Here is a 14,894-nt window from a genome sequence, read left to right as displayed (position 1 = left end):
CGGGAATTGGACACGCCGCTGGCGGGTCGCCGCCGGGCCGTAGCAGGATTTCGGGGAATTGCCGCCGGGCTTCCGGTGGCCAGCGTCACCCGCCTGTCGACACTTTTCCAAACCGCCGGCAGCGAGTGATCCTCGCCGAACGGAATTCGCGTCGCAGAAATACCCGTGCGATGTTCGGCGACGGTTTCCACAGTCACCGATCTCCTGGAGACACCACCGTGACCGAGAAATTCGGCCTGATCGGCTTCGGCTACTGGGGCGCCAACCTCGCCCGGAACCTCGACAAGCTGGCCGGAGACCGGTGGCGCTACCTGGTGGACGCCAGCCCCGAACGGCGGCAGGCGGCCACCGAGCGCTACCCGCGGGTGCGCGCCACCGGCGACCTGGACGCGGTGCTCGGCGACGACGAGGTCCGGGCGGTCCTGATCGCCACTCCGGCGCCGAGCCACGCGCCGCTGGCCCGCCGGGCGCTGGCCGCCGGCAAGCACGTCTTCGTCGAGAAGCCGCTGGCGACGTCGGTCGCCGACGCGGTCGCGCTGGCCGAGACGGCCGACCGGTACGGCCTGGTGCTGATGGTCGGGCACACCTTCGAGTACGTCCCGGCGGTCGAGCGGATGCGCGACTACATCCGGTCCGGCGAGATCGGCGATGTCCTCTACCTGCACTCCCAGCGGCTCAACCTGGGCCGGATCCAGAACGACCTGCACACCTTCTGGTCGATCGGGCCGCACGACGTCTCGATCGCCAACTACCTGCTCGGCGCGGAGCCGTGCTGGGTCGCCGCGCAGGGCGGTCGCTACCTGCACGACGGCGTCGAGGACGTCACGTTCGTCACCGTCGGCTATCCGAGGGACGTGGTGGCGCACATGCACGTGAGCTGGCTGGACCCGGCCAAGACCCGGCGCACCACCGTGGTCGGCACCCGGCGGATGCTGGTCTACGACGACCTGAACACCGACGCCCGGCTCACCGTGCACGACAAGGGAGCGGAACCGCTGGAGCCGGCCGGGGACGGCGTGCGGCGCTACCGGCTGCGCGACGACGCGGTGCACGTACCCGTGCTCTCCCCGGCGGAACCGCTCAGCCTGGAGTTGCGGCACTTCCTCGACTGCGTCCGCACCGGGGCACGCCCCCGGACGGACGGTTGGAACGGCGCCCGGGTGGTGGCGGTGCTGGAGGCCGCCGACGCCTCGCTGCGGGCCGGCGGCGCGACGGTGCCGGTGCCGCCCGTCGCCGGCCCGGTGGACGCCGCCGGGACGCCCGGCCGACGCCCGCAGCCCGACGGCCTGCACCCCGACGGCCCGCACCCCGACCTGACCACCGCCGCGCACTGACCACAGGAGGCTGAGATGCCCCGAATTCCCCTGGTCGACCTGGCCGCCGCCCACCACCGGCACCGGGACGCGATCGACGCGGCGATCCGCGCGGTCGTCGAGGACACCCGGTTCATCCTCGGCCGCGAGGTCGGCGAGTTCGAGTCGGAGTTCGCCGCCTTCTGCGGCACCACCCATGCGGTCGGGGTCGCCTCCGGCACCGCCGCGATCCACCTGAGCCTGGCCGCGCTCGGGATCGGGCCCGGCGACGAGGTGGCGGTGCCGGCGCACACCTTCGTCGCCACCGCCGAGCCGGTGAGTTGGCTGGGTGCCCGGCCGCGCTTCGTCGAGGTGGACGCCGAGACCGGCGGGATGGACCCGGACGCGCTGAAGTCGGTCGTCGACCGGGTCCGGGCGGTGCTCCCGGTGCACCTCTACGGCCTGCCGGTCGACCTGACCGCGATCGGCGCGCTCGCCTCGGCCGCCGGGGTGCCGCTGATCGAGGACGCCGCGCAGGCGCACGGCGCCGAGTACGTCCGGGACGACGGATCGGTGGTCCGGGCCGGGGCGTACGGCCGGATCGGCTGCTTCTCGTTCTATCCGGGCAAGAACCTCGGCGCGTTCGGCGACGCGGGCGCGGTCACCACCTCCGACCCGGCCCTCGCCGGGCGCGTCCGGAGGCTCTCCGACCACGGCCGCACCAGCAAGTACGAGCACCTCACCGTCGGCTACGCGGCCCGGCTGGACACCGTGCAGGCGGCCGTACTCTCGGTCAAGCTGGGCACGCTGGCCAGTGGCAACCAGCGGCGGCGGGAACTGGCGGCGGCGTACCGGTCCCGGCTGGACGGGGTCGGCGACCTGATGCTGCCGGCCGAGCTGCCGAACCGGCGCGGCGTCTACCACCTCTTCGTGCTCCGGACCCGGCACCGGGACGGGTTGCTGGCCCAGTTGCGCGACGCCGGCATCGGCGCCGGGGTGCACTATCCGATCCCGCTGCACCTGCAACCGGCGTACGCCTCGCTCGGGTACAAGCCCGGCGACCTGCCGGTCACCGAGGCGTGGGCGCGGGAGTGCCTCTCCCTGCCGATCTATCCGGAGCTCACCGAGGAGCAACTGGAGACGGTCGTCGCCGAGGTGCGCGGCTACTTCGATCGGGTCTGAGGACGGTCGAGCGGGCGTGCGGACGGGCCCTCCGTCGTCCGGAGGGCCCGTCCCCGTCGTCAGCTCAGCGCAGGCCGTTGCGGATCGCCACCGTCACCAACCGCTCGGGGTAGTCGGTGATGATGCCGTCCACCCCGAGGTCGATCACCCGCTGCATCGTCGCCGGATCGTCCACGGTGTACGGCACCACCTTCAGGCCGTACCGGCGTTGCAGGTCGGCGACCGTCGGGCCGTGGAAGTACGCCGGGTCCTGCCGCAGGTACCAGTCGGCCGACGGCACGGTGTCCTGGGCCGGGTCGTGCACCTGCCAGTTGGCCGAGACGGTGCCGGCGCCGGAGGCTCGAACCAGCTTGCCGAGGTCCCGGTACCGCCACCAGTCCAGCCCGGCCGTCCACGGGCTGCGTACCGACGGGTCGCCGTAGACCGCCTGGAGCGAGCACTCGTCGGCGAGGCTGGCGCACTCGGCCGGGCCGTACTGCCAGACCAGCGCGACGGTCTCGATCCGCCGGTTCAGGTCCCGGGCGTGGGTGATGGTCCGCCAGTCGAACGACTGGATCGTCACCCGGTCGGTGAAGCCGGCCCGCTCGACCGCCCGGACCAGCTTCGCGGTGAAGCTGCGGTACGGCTCGGTGTCCGCCACCAGCGGGCTGAGCTTGGTCTCGACGTTCAGCCGTACGTCCCGGCGGCCGCTGCGCCGCACCAGCTCGAAGACCTCGTCCAGGGTGGGGATCCGGGCACCCGGCACGGCAACCTGCTCCGGCAGCTCCGGCAGCGTCTTCGAGCCGCAGTCGATGGTCCGGAGCTGCTTCAGCGTCAGGTCGTGCACCCGCTTGCCGACGTAGGGGAACGCCCGGTCACCCGGCCAGGCCGGCGCGGTGTCCTCGCAGTGGCTGCCGTTGACGGTCCGGTCGTGCAGCACCACCAGGTGACCGTCCCGGGTCACCCCGGTGTCCAGCTCCAGTGTGGAGATCGCCGGGTTGCCGAGCGCGTTGGCGAAGGCCGGCAGGGTGTTCTCCGGCCTCGTCGCCCGGCCGCCCCGGTGCGCCTGGATGTCGAACGGCGCGGCGTACCCCTTCGGTAGCGCGATCCGGCGCTGCGCCAGCAGCGCACGCAGCCGGTCGGGGTAGTCGGTGATGATGCCGTCCACCCCGTCGTCGAGCAGCTTCGCCATCGTCGGCACGTCGTCGATCGTCCACGGCACCACCTTGATGCCGTTGCGGTGCGCGTGCGCGACCATCTCCCTGGTCACGTACGGCCGGTAGCCCGGGTCGGTGACCGTGCCGTTCTGCGGGAAGCCGTGCACCGGCGAGAACGCGGTGGCACCGAAGCTCCTGATCGCGCTGATCGGGTCGCCGCCGAAGTCGTCGATGTCGAGGCCGCCGAGCCACGGCGAGGCACCCGGCTGCCCGGTCTGCAGGAAGTCGTAGTTGGTCAGCGCGACCAGCGGCAGCCGGGGCTCGACCTGACGCATCCGCATCAGCGCGCCCCAGTCGAAGCTCTGGACGGTCACCTGTTTCACCAGCCCGGCGGCCCGGATCTCGGCCACGGTGAGCTGCACGAACTGCTCCCGGGGCGCGGTCTCGGTCGGCGCGCCGGCCTCCACCTTGGTCTCCACGTTGAGCGTGACGTCGTCCGCCCGGTAGCGCTTCACCAGCGCGAAGACCTCGCGCAGCAACGGCATCCGGGCCCCGGGTACGGCGAGCTGCCCCGGCTTGTCGGCCAGCGTCTTCGTACCGCAGTCGAGGGTACGCACCTGGGCCAGGGTCAGCGTGTTGACGTACTTGCCGACGTACGGGAACTCGGGGTCGTTCGGGGTGGCCGGGGCGGTGTCGACGCACTTCGTACCGCTGACCCGACGGTCGTGGGTGACCACGACCTGCCGGTCCTCGGTCACCTGCACGTCCAGTTCGAGGGTGCGGACCCCGAGCTGGAGCGCGTTGCCGAACGAGGCGAGGGTGTTCTCCACCCGCAGGCCGAGCCCGCCCCGGTGTGCCTGTAGGTCGAAACTCCGCCGGGACTCCGGTCGGTGGCGCTCGCCCGCCTGGACGCCGCTGGGCATCCCGGCCAGTACGGCCGCCGTCACCAGCAGCGCGCCGATCAGTTGGCGCCGTCGGGACATCGGTATCACCTGTTCCAATGTGGTGCGTCGGAGCCCGGTCGACCGGGCCTCCGGTGCGCTGTCGAGGTCGAGCCGGTCTGACCCGGCGATCGGGGCCAGCATCACGACAGTCGGCGGCCGGAAGGCGTGCAGCGGGCGACATCGGCGTGAACCGGGGTCGACGGCCGGCGGCGGATCGGGCGAACCGGTGGGGATGTCCGACCGGTCGGCCAGCGCACCGGAGGGCACACCGTCCACTTCGCGATCGACGCTGTCCGATTTGACAACAACAGCCCGTTGTGCTTCAGCTACAATGAGCCGCGACCACGTCACCCAACCATTCACGGGGAGGGGTTGCGATGAGCCCGGTTGGTCCATCGGTGGGCGCGGCAGCCGGCGCGATCGGCGCGGCAGCCGCTGCGGTCATCGGCCAGATCAATGTCGAGATCGACGGTCTGGCGAGCGCGGCGGCGGCGATGCGTGAGGAACTCAAGGAGGGCTACCGCACCCAGGTGCCCCCGGTGCACGACGCCATGCAGCAGGGCGCGACAATCGGCGACCGGCTCGAAGGCGACGACTGGCTGCACCTCCAGGAGCGCTACGACGAGTGCATCAGGGACAGCCTCAAGGCGCTGTCCAACCTCGACCAGGGAACCCAGGCGGTAGCGCAGGCCGCCGAGCGGATCGCCGCCAACTACCGCGGCTCCGACGCGTTCGCACACGCCACGGTGAGCGACGTGCACGAGGTCCTGCCGCCGACCGAGCAGACGAGACCGGAATCCGCCGCGCAGCCGACCGGATCCGCTACCGGGACGGGAGGTACCGGCAATGGCTGAGGAGTACATCCCGCACCTGTGGCGGCTGGTCGACGCGGCGCAGCAGAAGCTCCAGCCCAGCCGGGACCAGGTGGCGGCCTGGGAGCGGGCGTCCAGCATGCTGAGCGGGCACGCCGCCAGATTGCAGAACTGCCGCAACCAGCTCGCCGCGCTGTGGCCGCCGGAGCAGAACGCGGCCTCGGCGGCGTACATGGTCGAGCTGGACCGGTTGATCGAGGCGAGCCGCCAGACCTCGACCGCGGCCCAGAACAACGCTACGCACATCGGGCACGTGGCGGACGCCATCGAGCAGGCGCGGACCAAGCTGGAGCCGATCCACAAGGAGTACCTGGAAAACCAGCGGAAGCTGGCCGACTACCAGCGGCAGGTGGAACTGGCCGGCGATGTCGGCGGAACGGTAGGCGGAGCCGCCGCATCGCGCTTCGGCCTGACCAGCCTGGGCCAGAAGGCCGGGGACTTCCTCGGCGAGGGCGCGATGACGCTCCTCACGGATCCGCCGGTGAGCGACGCCCAGCAGGCGGCGCTGGTCGCCCGGGCCCGCGCCGTACAGACGGAGGTGGACGGCGCGGCTCGGGACGGTGGCGGCCGGATCCAGCCACCGCCGGAGTACATCCCCCCGCCGGTCATCAAGGACGACAACGCACGGGAGTTCGACGACGACTCGGACGGGACGGTCCGGCCACCCGTGGTCAACCCGCCGCCGCGCCGCCGGGGCGAGGAGGAGGATTCCCGCCCCGGCTACATCGACGGGACGCCGCCGCCGGACATCCACACCGAACTGACCCCGGAACAGCTCACTCCGCCCACCTACCCGGTGCAGGACGGTCCGAGCCTGACCGCTGTCGTCCCGCCGACCACCGGGCCACCCCCGCCCGTCACACCGGTGCCGCCCGGTCCGCCGGTCGGGCCGCCGGCTCCGGTACCACCGGTCCCGCCCACCATCGGCGTACCACCCGGTCCCAGCGGCCCACCGGGCACCGGTCCGGGACTCGGCAGCGGGCCACGCGGCCCCGGCGTGCCGGGCAAGGTCGGCCCGCTCGGTACGGTGCCGACCGGCGTGCCGCCGGGCGGTGTGATCGGTGCCCGGCCCAGCGGAAACGTCGGCGTGCCACCGGGCGGCGTCGGCGCCCCCCGCTCGGGCGGCGTACCCAAGGGGATCAATCCGGTCGGTGGCGTCATCGGGCCACAGGGTGGCCGCCCCGGCGCAGCTGGTGGGGCCGGCCCGGCTGGCGCCAGGTCGAGTACCCGTCGTCCCGGCACGGGCGGCGGCACCCGGGCCCGCCGCGATCAGGAGGAGTCCGAGCAGAAGCACTGGGACCCCGACAATCCGTGGGAGGTCGAGCAGGGCGTCGCCCCCGAGATCGAGCCCAACCGGGACGTCAGCCGGCACGAGTCCGGTCGCGGAATTCTCGGGAAGGACCGGTGAGCAGAGCCACCCGGTTCCACACAGGGCTGCCGCGCTGGTGCGCGGCAGCCCTGTGCGGTCTGCTCGTGGCTCTGGTCGGCGCGCCGCCGGCGATGGCGGATGCGGCCCGGGACCGGCAGTGGCACCTGCGGGCGCTCGACATCGCGCAGGCGCACCGGGTCACCGAGGGCGCCGGCGTCGTGGTGGCGGTGCTCGACACCGGGGTACGGGCGGACCACAAGGACCTGACCGGCAACGTCCTGCCCGGGGTCGACGTGACCGGCGCGGACACCGACGGCCGGCAGGACACCGACGGACACGGCACCGCGATGGCGGGACTGATCGCGGGGCACGGGCACGGTCCGGGCAATGCCGACGGCGTACTGGGGATCGCCCCCGAGGCCAAGATCCTGCCGGTCCGCGCGATGCGCACCGAGTACGGTGCCGGCGCCGACCTGCCACGGGCGATCCGGGAGGCGGTTCGCCGCAAGGCGGGCGTGCTGTCGCTGTCGCTCTCCGCAGGTGCCGGCGACGACCTGGAGCAGGCGGTCGAGGAGGCACTGGCCGCCGACGTCGTGCTGGTGGCCGCGGCCGGGAACCGACCGGACGACGGGTTCGTCGGCTATCCCGCCGCGTTTCCCGGAGTGCTCGCCGTCGGCGCTACCGGACGGGACGGAAAGCTCGCCCCGGTCAGCGTCACCGGAAACGCGGTCGGGCTTGTCGCGCCCGGAGTGGACATCGCCTCCACCAGCCGGACCGGGGGGTACCGCGCGGCCACCGGGACGAGCGACTCCACGGCGATCGTGGCCGGGGCCGCCGCGCTGGTCCGGGCGAAATATCCGGATCTCTCCGCCGCCGAGGTGGTGCACCGGCTCACCGCGACCGCCACCGACCGGGGCGTCCGCGGCCGGGATCCCGAGTACGGCCACGGCGTGCTGAACCTCGTCGAGGCGCTGACCGCTGACGTCGAGCCGGCCGGGGCGCAGCCCAGCCCCGGTACCCGACCGACTCCCACGACGGACGCGACGTCACCGGCCGTGGCCGCACCGCCGCCCGGCGACGAGTCGGCCGAACTCCGGCTCAGTCCCGCCGCGTACGTGGTCGGCGGGCTCTGTCTGCTGGTGGTGTTGGCCGGTGCCGGCGTACTCGGCGGGTTGCTGGTGCGTGGCCGACGCCGGAGACAGGGCCGTGCGGTGCCACCCGTTCCTGGGCACCCGGTGCCGCCCCATCCCGCCGCGACGTCGGGATATCCGGGATCACCGGGCGCACAGCAGTATCCGTCCGGATATCCGGCGCCGTCGAGCGGCCATCCGCCCGGTTACGGCCCAGCCGGACCGCCGTACCCGCCGAGACCCCCTGGCACACCGCCGCCGGGCAGATAGCCCAGCCGGTTTCCGCGACGAGGAGCGAAGGGCTCGGTCGTGGTCGGGACGCGGGGTGGGCGTACCGTCCCACAGATGCGGCAGGACGGGTCCGGCGACTGGGCAGAGCAACGACGGCAGGCGGTCGCCGCCCGGGCACTGGCCGACCAGCATCGCCGGGACGCGGAGCACGAGCAGGCCCGGCAGCTCGTCGCGGCGTTCGTCGCGCAGGCCCGGGAGCGGGGGCTGCGGCAGACCAGACTGACCGCACTCGCCTACAACGGCCGTACCCGTTACCGCACCAAGCTCACCGGCTGGTACCTGGACCTCGCCCGGATCCACGCGGTGGACGACGCCGGAAACTTCTACCTGCTGACCGTGCCGACCAGCCTGCGTGCCCGGTTCACCGGTGCGACTGTCCGCCCGCAATCCGCGAAGCTGGTCGTCGGTGAGGGCGGGCCGGACGGCCAGTCGATGCCGCTGGCCGCGCTGTTGCGCAAGCGGCTCGACGCCGGTGACCGGTGGCCCGAGACCGCCTGACGCGACGTCCGGGTTGCCACCGCGAGGCTCCCGGCCCGGTCAGGCGCCCTTGAGTACCTCGGTGATCAGCGCCTGGGCCTCCTCCTGGAGCCGGCCGAGGTGCTCCGGTCCCCGGAAGGACTCCGCGTAGATCTTGTAGACGTCCTCCGTACCGGACGGGCGGGCGGCGAACCAGCCGGACTCGGTGCTGACCTTCAGCCCGCCGATCGCCGCACCGTTGCCCGGCGCCTCGGTCAGGATGGCGGTGATCGGCTCCCCGGCCAGTTCGGTGGCGGTGACCTGGTCCGGGGAGAGCCGCCCGAGCACCGCCTTCTGGGCCCGGTCGGCCGGCGCGTCGATCCGGGCGTACGCCGGTTCGCCGAACCGGGACACCAGGTCGGCGTAGTGTTCGCTCGGCGTCCGGCCGGTCACCGCGATGATCTCGGCGGCGAGCAGGCAGAGCAGGATACCGTCCTTGTCGGTGGTCCAGGTCCGGCCGTCGCGGGCCAGGAACGAGGCCCCGGCGCTCTCCTCGCCGCCGAACCCGACCGAGCCGTCCAGCAGCCCCGGGACGAACCACTTGAAGCCGACCGGGACCTCCAGCAGCTTCCGGCCCAGGTCGGCGGCGACCCGGTCGATCATGGAGGAGGAGACCAGGGTCTTGCCGACCGCAGCCCCCGCCGACCAGTCGGGCCGGTTGCCGAACAGGTAGGAGATCGCCACCGCCAGGTAGTGGTTCGGGTTCATCAGCCCGCCGTCCGGGGTGACGATGCCGTGCCGGTCCGCGTCGGCGTCGTTGCCGGTGGCGACCTGGTAGTCGGCGCGCCGGGCGATCAGCGAGGCCATCGCGTACGGGGACGAGCAGTCCATCCGGATCTTGCCGTCCCAGTCCAGGGTCATGAAGCGCCAGGCCGGGTCGACCAGCGGGTTCACCACGGTCAGGTCCAGGCCGTGCCGGTCGGCGATCTCGCCCCAGTACGCCACGCTCGCCCCGCCCAGCGGGTCCGCGCCGATCCGCACCCCGGCGGCCCGTACCGCCGGGAGGTCGAGTGCCGTGGGCAGGTCGTCGACATACTCGGCGAGGAAGTCGTACCGGCCGGTGGTGTCGGCGGCGCGCGCCCGGGCGTACGGGACGCGCCTGACCTCGCGGAGTCCGTCGGCCAGCAGCGCGTTCGCGCGGTCCTGGATCCACCTCGTCGCGTCGGTGTCGGCCGGGCCGCCGTGCGTCGGGTTGTACTTGAACCCGCCGTCCGAAGGCGGGTTGTGCGACGGGGTGATCACGATCCCGTCGGCGAGCCCGTGGCCACGCCCGGCGTTGTGCCGGAGCACCGCGTGCGACAGTGCCGGAGTCGGGGTGTAGCCGTCCCGGCTGTCGACCAGCACCGTCACCTCGTTGGCGGCCAGCACCTCCAGCGCGCTCACCATGGCCGGCTCGGAGAGCGCGTGCGTGTCCCGGGCCAGGTACAGCGGCCCGTCGACGCCCTGGTCCCGCCGGTATTCGCAGGTCGCCTGCGTGATCGCCAGGATGTGCTGCTCGTTGAACGCCGCCCGCAGGCTCGACCCACGGTGCCCGGAGGTGCCGAACGAGACCTGCTGCGCCGGGTCGGCCGGGTCCGGCCGCTCGGCGTAGTACGCGGTGACGAGCCGGGGCACGTCCACCAGGTCGTCGGGCTCGGCGGGCTGGCCGGCGCGGGCGTGTACCGACATGTGACCTCCTTCGAACACGGGTGTGGCACGCGGAACCGGCGCTGCCGGCTCCGCCGGTGGTGGCCGGCGGGTCAGGGCTCGACGCGCTGTCCCTTGCCGATGACCACGATCCCACGGTCGGAGACCGTGTACCGCTCACGATCGCGGTCCAGGTCGACGCCGATCTCCGCGCCCTCCGGCACCACCACGTTCTTGTCGAGGATGGCGTTGCGGACCACGGCGTGGCGGCCGATCTCCACCCCTTCCATCACCACCGAGCCTTCCACGTGGGCCCAGGAGTGCACCCGGACATTCGGCGAGACGACCGAGTTCTCCACCAGCGCACCGGAGATCACCACTCCCGGGGAGATCATCGACTCCACCGCCCGGCCGATCCGCTCCTCCAGCCCGTGCACGAACTTGGCCGGCGGCCACGGCGGGTGGTCGGTGTAGATCGGCCACTCGTAGTTGTAGAGGTTGAAGACCGGGTGTACGGCGATCAGGTCCATGTGCGCCTCGTAGAACGAGTCCAGCGTCCCCACGTCCCGCCAGTACGCCCGGTCCCGGTCGGTGCTGCCCGGCACCTCGTTGTCGCGGAAGTCGTAGACGTTGGCCTCGCCCCGCTCGACCAGCATCGGGATGATGCTGCCGCCCATGTCGTGCTTGCTGGCCCGGTCGGCCGCGTCGGTCTCCACCGCCTCGCAGAGCACCTTGGTGGTGAAGACGTAGTTGCCCATCGACGCGTAGATCTCGTCGGGCGCGTCCGGCAGGCCCTTCGCGTCGGTCGGCTTCTCGCGGAACGCCTGGATCCGCCGGCCGTCCGACCCCACCTCGATCACCCCGAACTGGTCCGCGGTGCCGAGCGGCTGCCGGATGCCGGCGACCGTCACCCCGGCACCGGAGTCGATGTGCTGCTCCAGCATCTGCCGGGGGTCCATCCGGTAGATGTGGTCGGCGCCGAACACGATGACGTAGTCCGGCTGCTCGTCGTTGATCAGGTTGAAGCTCTGGTAGATCGCGTCGGCGGAGCCGGCGAACCACCACGGTCCGCGGCGCTGCTGCGCCGGTACCGGCGTCACGTAGTTGCCGAGCAGGTTCGACATCCGCCAGGTCTTGGTGACGTGCCGGTCCAGCGAGTGCGACTTGTACTGGGTCAGCACCACTATCTTCAGGAACCCGCCATTGGCCAGGTTGGACAGCACAAAATCGATCATGCGGTACATGCCGCCGAACGGAACGGCCGGCTTGGCACGGTCGGCGGTCAGGGGCATCAGTCGCTTGCCCTCTCCCCCGGCCAGGACGATCGCGAGGACCTTGGCTGACATGTCCCGACGGTAACGGAGCCGGCAGCCCGCCGCACGGGGCTCGTCGGCTTCGTTCCAGCAAGATCTTCAACGGCCCGATCCGCCCGGATCCACGGCACCGATCCGGGTCGGCCGAGGACGCGCGCGACGGGGGTCAGCGAGCTGCCCCGGCTCGGCTACCCGTCGAGGGCTTCGGCGGCCGCGACGGCGACGCTGTCGGCCAGTACGCCGAGGAGCCGGGAGTCGAGCCGCCACTGCTGCCAGTAGAGCGGAACCTCGACCACCGCCGCCGGGTCGACCGGCACCAGGCTGCCGGCCGGATAGCGGTCGCTCTGCTGGGGCGGCACCATCCCCCAGCCGAGTCCGAGCCGGATCGCCTCCGGAAAGTCCCCGGAGGACGGGATGTAGCTGCGCGGCGGGTTCCAGGCCCGGCGGGACCGCTGCCGCAGGTAGCGCTCCTGGAGGTCGTCCCGGCGGTCGAAGACCACCATCGGGGCGCGGGCCAGGGCATCGACGGTCGGGCCGTCCGGCAACCAGGTCCGGAGGTACTCGGGACTGGCCATCGGGCGGTAGCGCATCCGGCCGAGCGGGCGTACCGCGCAGCCCTGCACGGGCCGGGACTCCGACGTGATCGCCGCCATCGCCGTACCCTGGCGGAGCAGCTCGACCGAGTGGTCCTGGTCCTCCCGGTAGACGTCGACACAGATCCGTTCGCGGGCGGCCGTGGCCAGCGCCGGGAGTACCCAGGTGTTCAACGAGTCGCCGTTGACCACGATCGGGATCCGGCTGAACTCCGCCGGCTCGGCCGAGTCCTGCCCCAGTTCCTGCAGCGCGTCGGTGGCGAGCAGCGCGACCTGGCGGGCCAGCCGGAGCACGACCTGTCCCGAGGGGGTCGGGCGGGCCGGCTTGCCGCGCTCGACCAGCACCCGGCCGACGGTGCTCTCCAGCGCCTTCATCCGCTGGCTGACCGCCGAGGGGGTGACGTGCAGCCGCCGGGCCGCCGCCTCGAACGAGCCGTCGTCGACGACGGAGACGAAGGTGCGGAGCTGCTCGAACTGGAGGTCCATGTTAAGCAAGCCTAATGAATCGTAAGAATGATTAGCTGGAGTGGTCCGGCCGGGTTACCTAGGGTCGAGCCCGTGATCCTCTCCTCTGCCGCCGCCACGGCCGGTGTGCTGCCCGTGCTCATCACCGGGTTCGGCGTCGGCCTCTCCCTGATCGTGGCGATCGGGGCCCAGAACGCGTACGTGCTCCGGCAGGGCGTACGTGCCGAACACGTCCTGCCGATCGTGGCGATCTGCGCCGCCTCGGACGCGGTACTGATCCTGGCCGGCGTCAGCGGTATCGGGGCGGTGGTCGAACGCGCCCCGGTCGCGCTCACCGTGGTCCGCTGGGCCGGCGCCGCCTTCCTGGTCGGCTACGGCCTGCTCGCCGCCCGCCGGGTCTTCGCCACCCAGAGCCTCCGGGCCGGCACCGGCGGCGGCAGTTCGACGCTGCGCACGGCGGTACTCACCGTGCTGGCGATGACCTGGCTCAATCCGCACGTCTACCTGGACACCGTCCTGCTGGTCGGCTCGATCGCCAACACGCACGGCCAGGCCGGCCGGTGGTCGTTCGGGGCCGGGGCCGCGCTCGCCAGCTTCGTCTGGTTCGCCGCGCTCGGCTACGGGGCCCGGCTGCTCGGCCGGGTCTTCGCCCGCCCGGCCGCCTGGCGTGTCCTGGACGCCCTGATCGCGATCACCATGATCACCATCGGCGTGACCCTGGTGCTGAACCGCTGACCTGCCGAGGATCGTGCTACTCGTCGGAAAGAGTGCCCCTCGGCCCGCGGTCGAAGCCAGCACCGCACCGAAGTAGTGCGTCGTCGAGGAGCGGGCGGATCGGGGCGGGCTGCACTAGGGTGCCGGCTGTGACCGAATCCGTGTCCGACGACCGGCGGCTCCGGGTCGACCTGCTGACCCGGGAGTACCCCCCGGAGGTGTACGGCGGGGCCGGGGTGCACGTCGAATACCTCGCCCGTGAACTGCGTACCCGCGCCGACACCCGGGTGCACTGCTTCGGGGCACCCCGCCAGCCCCCGTACGCCGGGCCGGGCGTCACCGCGTACCCGGAGCCGGCGGAACTGGCGCACGCCAACGCCGCGCTGCGCACCATGGGGGTGGATCTGGCGATGGCGGCCGGTACCGCCGGCGCCGACGTGCTGCACAGCCACACCTGGTACGCCAATCTCGCCGGCCACGTCGGCAAGCTGCTGCACGGCGTGCCGCACGTGGTGACCGTGCACAGTCTGGAACCGCTGCGACCGTGGAAGGCGGAGCAGCTCGGCGGCGGCTACGCGCTCTCCTCGTGGTGCGAGCGGACCGCCCTGGAGGCCGCCGACGCGGTGATCGCGGTCTCCGCCGCGATGATGCGTGACCTGTTGGCCGCCTATCCGGCGGTCGCACCGGAGCGGGTCCGGGTGGTGCACAACGGCATCGACACCCACCAGTACGCCCCCGACTCCGGCACCGACGTGCTGGACCGGCTCGGCGTCGACCCCAACCGGCCCAGCGTGACGTACGTCGGCCGGATCACCCGGCAGAAGGGCCTGCCGTACCTGCTCCGGGCGGCCCACCGGCTGCCGCCGACCGCCCAGCTCGTGCTGCTGGCCGGTGCCCCGGACACGGCGGAGATCGCCTCCGAGGTGGAGGATCTGGTCGCCGAGCTGCGGGCCAGCCGGGAAGGTGTGGTCTGGGTGGCCGAGATGCTGCCCAAGCCCGAGGTGATCCAGATCCTCAGCCACAGCACCGTCTTCGTCTGCCCCTCCGTCTACGAGCCGATGGGCATCGTCAACCTGGAGGCGATGGCCTGCGAGACCGCCGTGGTGGCGACCGCCACCGGCGGCATCCCCGAGGTGGTCGCCGACGGCTCGACCGGACTGCTGGTGCCGATCGCCCAGGCCAGCGACGGCACCGGCACCCCGCTCGACCCGGAGCGCTTCGTCGCCGACCTGGCCGCCGCGATCACCGAACTGCTCGACGACCCGAGACGCGCCGTCGAGCTGGGCCGGGCCGGCCGGCGCCGGGCGGTCGAACACTTCTCCTGGGACGCCATCGCCGACCGCACCATGGCGGTCTACCGGGAAGCCCTCGGCTGACGCGGGGACGTTCTGCTCGCCCTGCCTGGCACGCCGGACGCTCCTGGCACGCCGGACGCTCCCGGATCATGACGC

At 72.5% G+C, this 14,894-nt stretch carries 11 protein-coding genes and 1 pseudogene; 8 read left to right on the top strand and 4 right to left on the bottom strand.

The genetic code is table 11. From position 1 onward, the window contains the following. Window positions 1-218: 218 nt before the first annotated feature. Both R6Y94_RS36965 and R6Y94_RS36960 read left to right on the top strand, forming a co-directional pair. Window positions 219-1,334 (top strand): Gfo/Idh/MocA family oxidoreductase, encoded by a 1,116-nt coding sequence (locus tag R6Y94_RS36965; RefSeq protein WP_318401114.1) that lies wholly within the window; start codon window positions 219-221, stop codon window positions 1,332-1,334. 15 nt (window positions 1,335-1,349) lie between these two features. After that, complete coding sequence (locus tag R6Y94_RS36960; RefSeq protein WP_318401112.1) at window positions 1,350-2,474, top strand: DegT/DnrJ/EryC1/StrS family aminotransferase; 1,125 nt, start codon at window positions 1,350-1,352, stop codon at window positions 2,472-2,474. A 64-nt stretch (window positions 2,475-2,538) separates the two neighbouring features. Here the strand turns inward: R6Y94_RS36960 and R6Y94_RS36955 are convergent, their stop codons facing one another. Further along, window positions 2,539-4,593, bottom strand: a complete 2,055-nt coding sequence (locus R6Y94_RS36955; RefSeq protein WP_318401110.1) for a glycerophosphodiester phosphodiesterase family protein — start codon at window positions 4,591-4,593, stop codon at window positions 2,539-2,541. A gap of 359 nt (window positions 4,594-4,952) precedes the next feature. Here R6Y94_RS36955 and R6Y94_RS36950 point away from each other — a divergent pair, with 359 nt between their 5' ends. From R6Y94_RS36950 to R6Y94_RS36935, 4 genes are all read left to right on the top strand, one after another. Then, window positions 4,953-5,408 (top strand): hypothetical protein, encoded by a 456-nt coding sequence (locus R6Y94_RS36950; RefSeq protein ID WP_318401108.1) that lies wholly within the window; start codon window positions 4,953-4,955, stop codon window positions 5,406-5,408. Continuing rightward, a complete protein-coding gene (locus R6Y94_RS36945; RefSeq protein ID WP_318401106.1) occupies window positions 5,401-6,834 on the top strand; it encodes a hypothetical protein in 1,434 nt (477 codons plus the stop codon). The genes R6Y94_RS36950 and R6Y94_RS36945 overlap by 8 nt, the downstream gene beginning before the upstream one ends. A 92-nt stretch (window positions 6,835-6,926) precedes the next feature. After that, complete coding sequence (gene mycP / locus R6Y94_RS36940; protein WP_412102969.1) at window positions 6,927-8,195, top strand: type VII secretion-associated serine protease mycosin; 1,269 nt, start codon at window positions 6,927-6,929, stop codon at window positions 8,193-8,195. A gap of 75 nt (window positions 8,196-8,270) precedes the next feature. Then, window positions 8,271-8,714, top strand: coding sequence for a hypothetical protein (locus tag R6Y94_RS36935; protein ID WP_318401102.1), 444 nt, complete (start codon window positions 8,271-8,273; stop codon window positions 8,712-8,714). Window positions 8,715-8,753: 39 nt separating this feature from the next. On the opposite strand, the gene pgm is transcribed toward R6Y94_RS36935, so the two are convergent. The 3 genes and pseudogenes from pgm to R6Y94_RS36920 all read right to left on the bottom strand — a co-directional run bounded on the left by pgm (window position 8,754) and on the right by R6Y94_RS36920 (window position 12,750). Continuing rightward, window positions 8,754-10,400: a phosphoglucomutase (alpha-D-glucose-1,6-bisphosphate-dependent) gene (gene pgm / locus R6Y94_RS36930; RefSeq protein WP_318401100.1), complete on the bottom strand. Its 1,647-nt coding sequence runs from the start codon at window positions 10,398-10,400 to the stop codon at window positions 8,754-8,756. Window positions 10,401-10,471: 71 nt separating this feature from the next. Further along, a pseudogene (gene glgC / locus R6Y94_RS36925) lies at window positions 10,472-11,707 on the bottom strand (glucose-1-phosphate adenylyltransferase); the annotation flags it as partial. A 152-nt stretch (window positions 11,708-11,859) separates the two neighbouring features. Next, a complete protein-coding gene (locus R6Y94_RS36920) occupies window positions 11,860-12,750 on the bottom strand; it encodes a LysR family transcriptional regulator ArgP (RefSeq protein ID WP_318401098.1) in 891 nt (296 codons plus the stop codon). A gap of 72 nt (window positions 12,751-12,822) precedes the next feature. On the opposite strand from R6Y94_RS36920, the gene R6Y94_RS36915 reads away from it, so the two are divergent. Beyond that, the gene (locus R6Y94_RS36915; RefSeq protein ID WP_412102965.1) at window positions 12,823-13,464 is read left to right on the top strand and encodes a LysE/ArgO family amino acid transporter; all 642 of its coding nucleotides are present in this window, start codon (window positions 12,823-12,825) and stop codon (window positions 13,462-13,464) included. Window positions 13,465-13,592: 128 nt separating this feature from the next. Next, window positions 13,593-14,819: a glycogen synthase gene (gene glgA / locus R6Y94_RS36910; RefSeq protein ID WP_318401096.1), complete on the top strand. Its 1,227-nt coding sequence runs from the start codon at window positions 13,593-13,595 to the stop codon at window positions 14,817-14,819. Window positions 14,820-14,894: the final 75 nt, after the last annotated feature.

Origin of the sequence: Plantactinospora sp. KLBMP9567, assembly GCF_033446045.1 — a bacterium.
GTDB lineage: Bacteria > Actinomycetota > Actinomycetes > Mycobacteriales > Micromonosporaceae > Plantactinospora.
The sequence above is the reverse complement of the archived record's forward strand: the minus strand, read 5'-3'. Positions and strand labels throughout refer to the sequence as shown.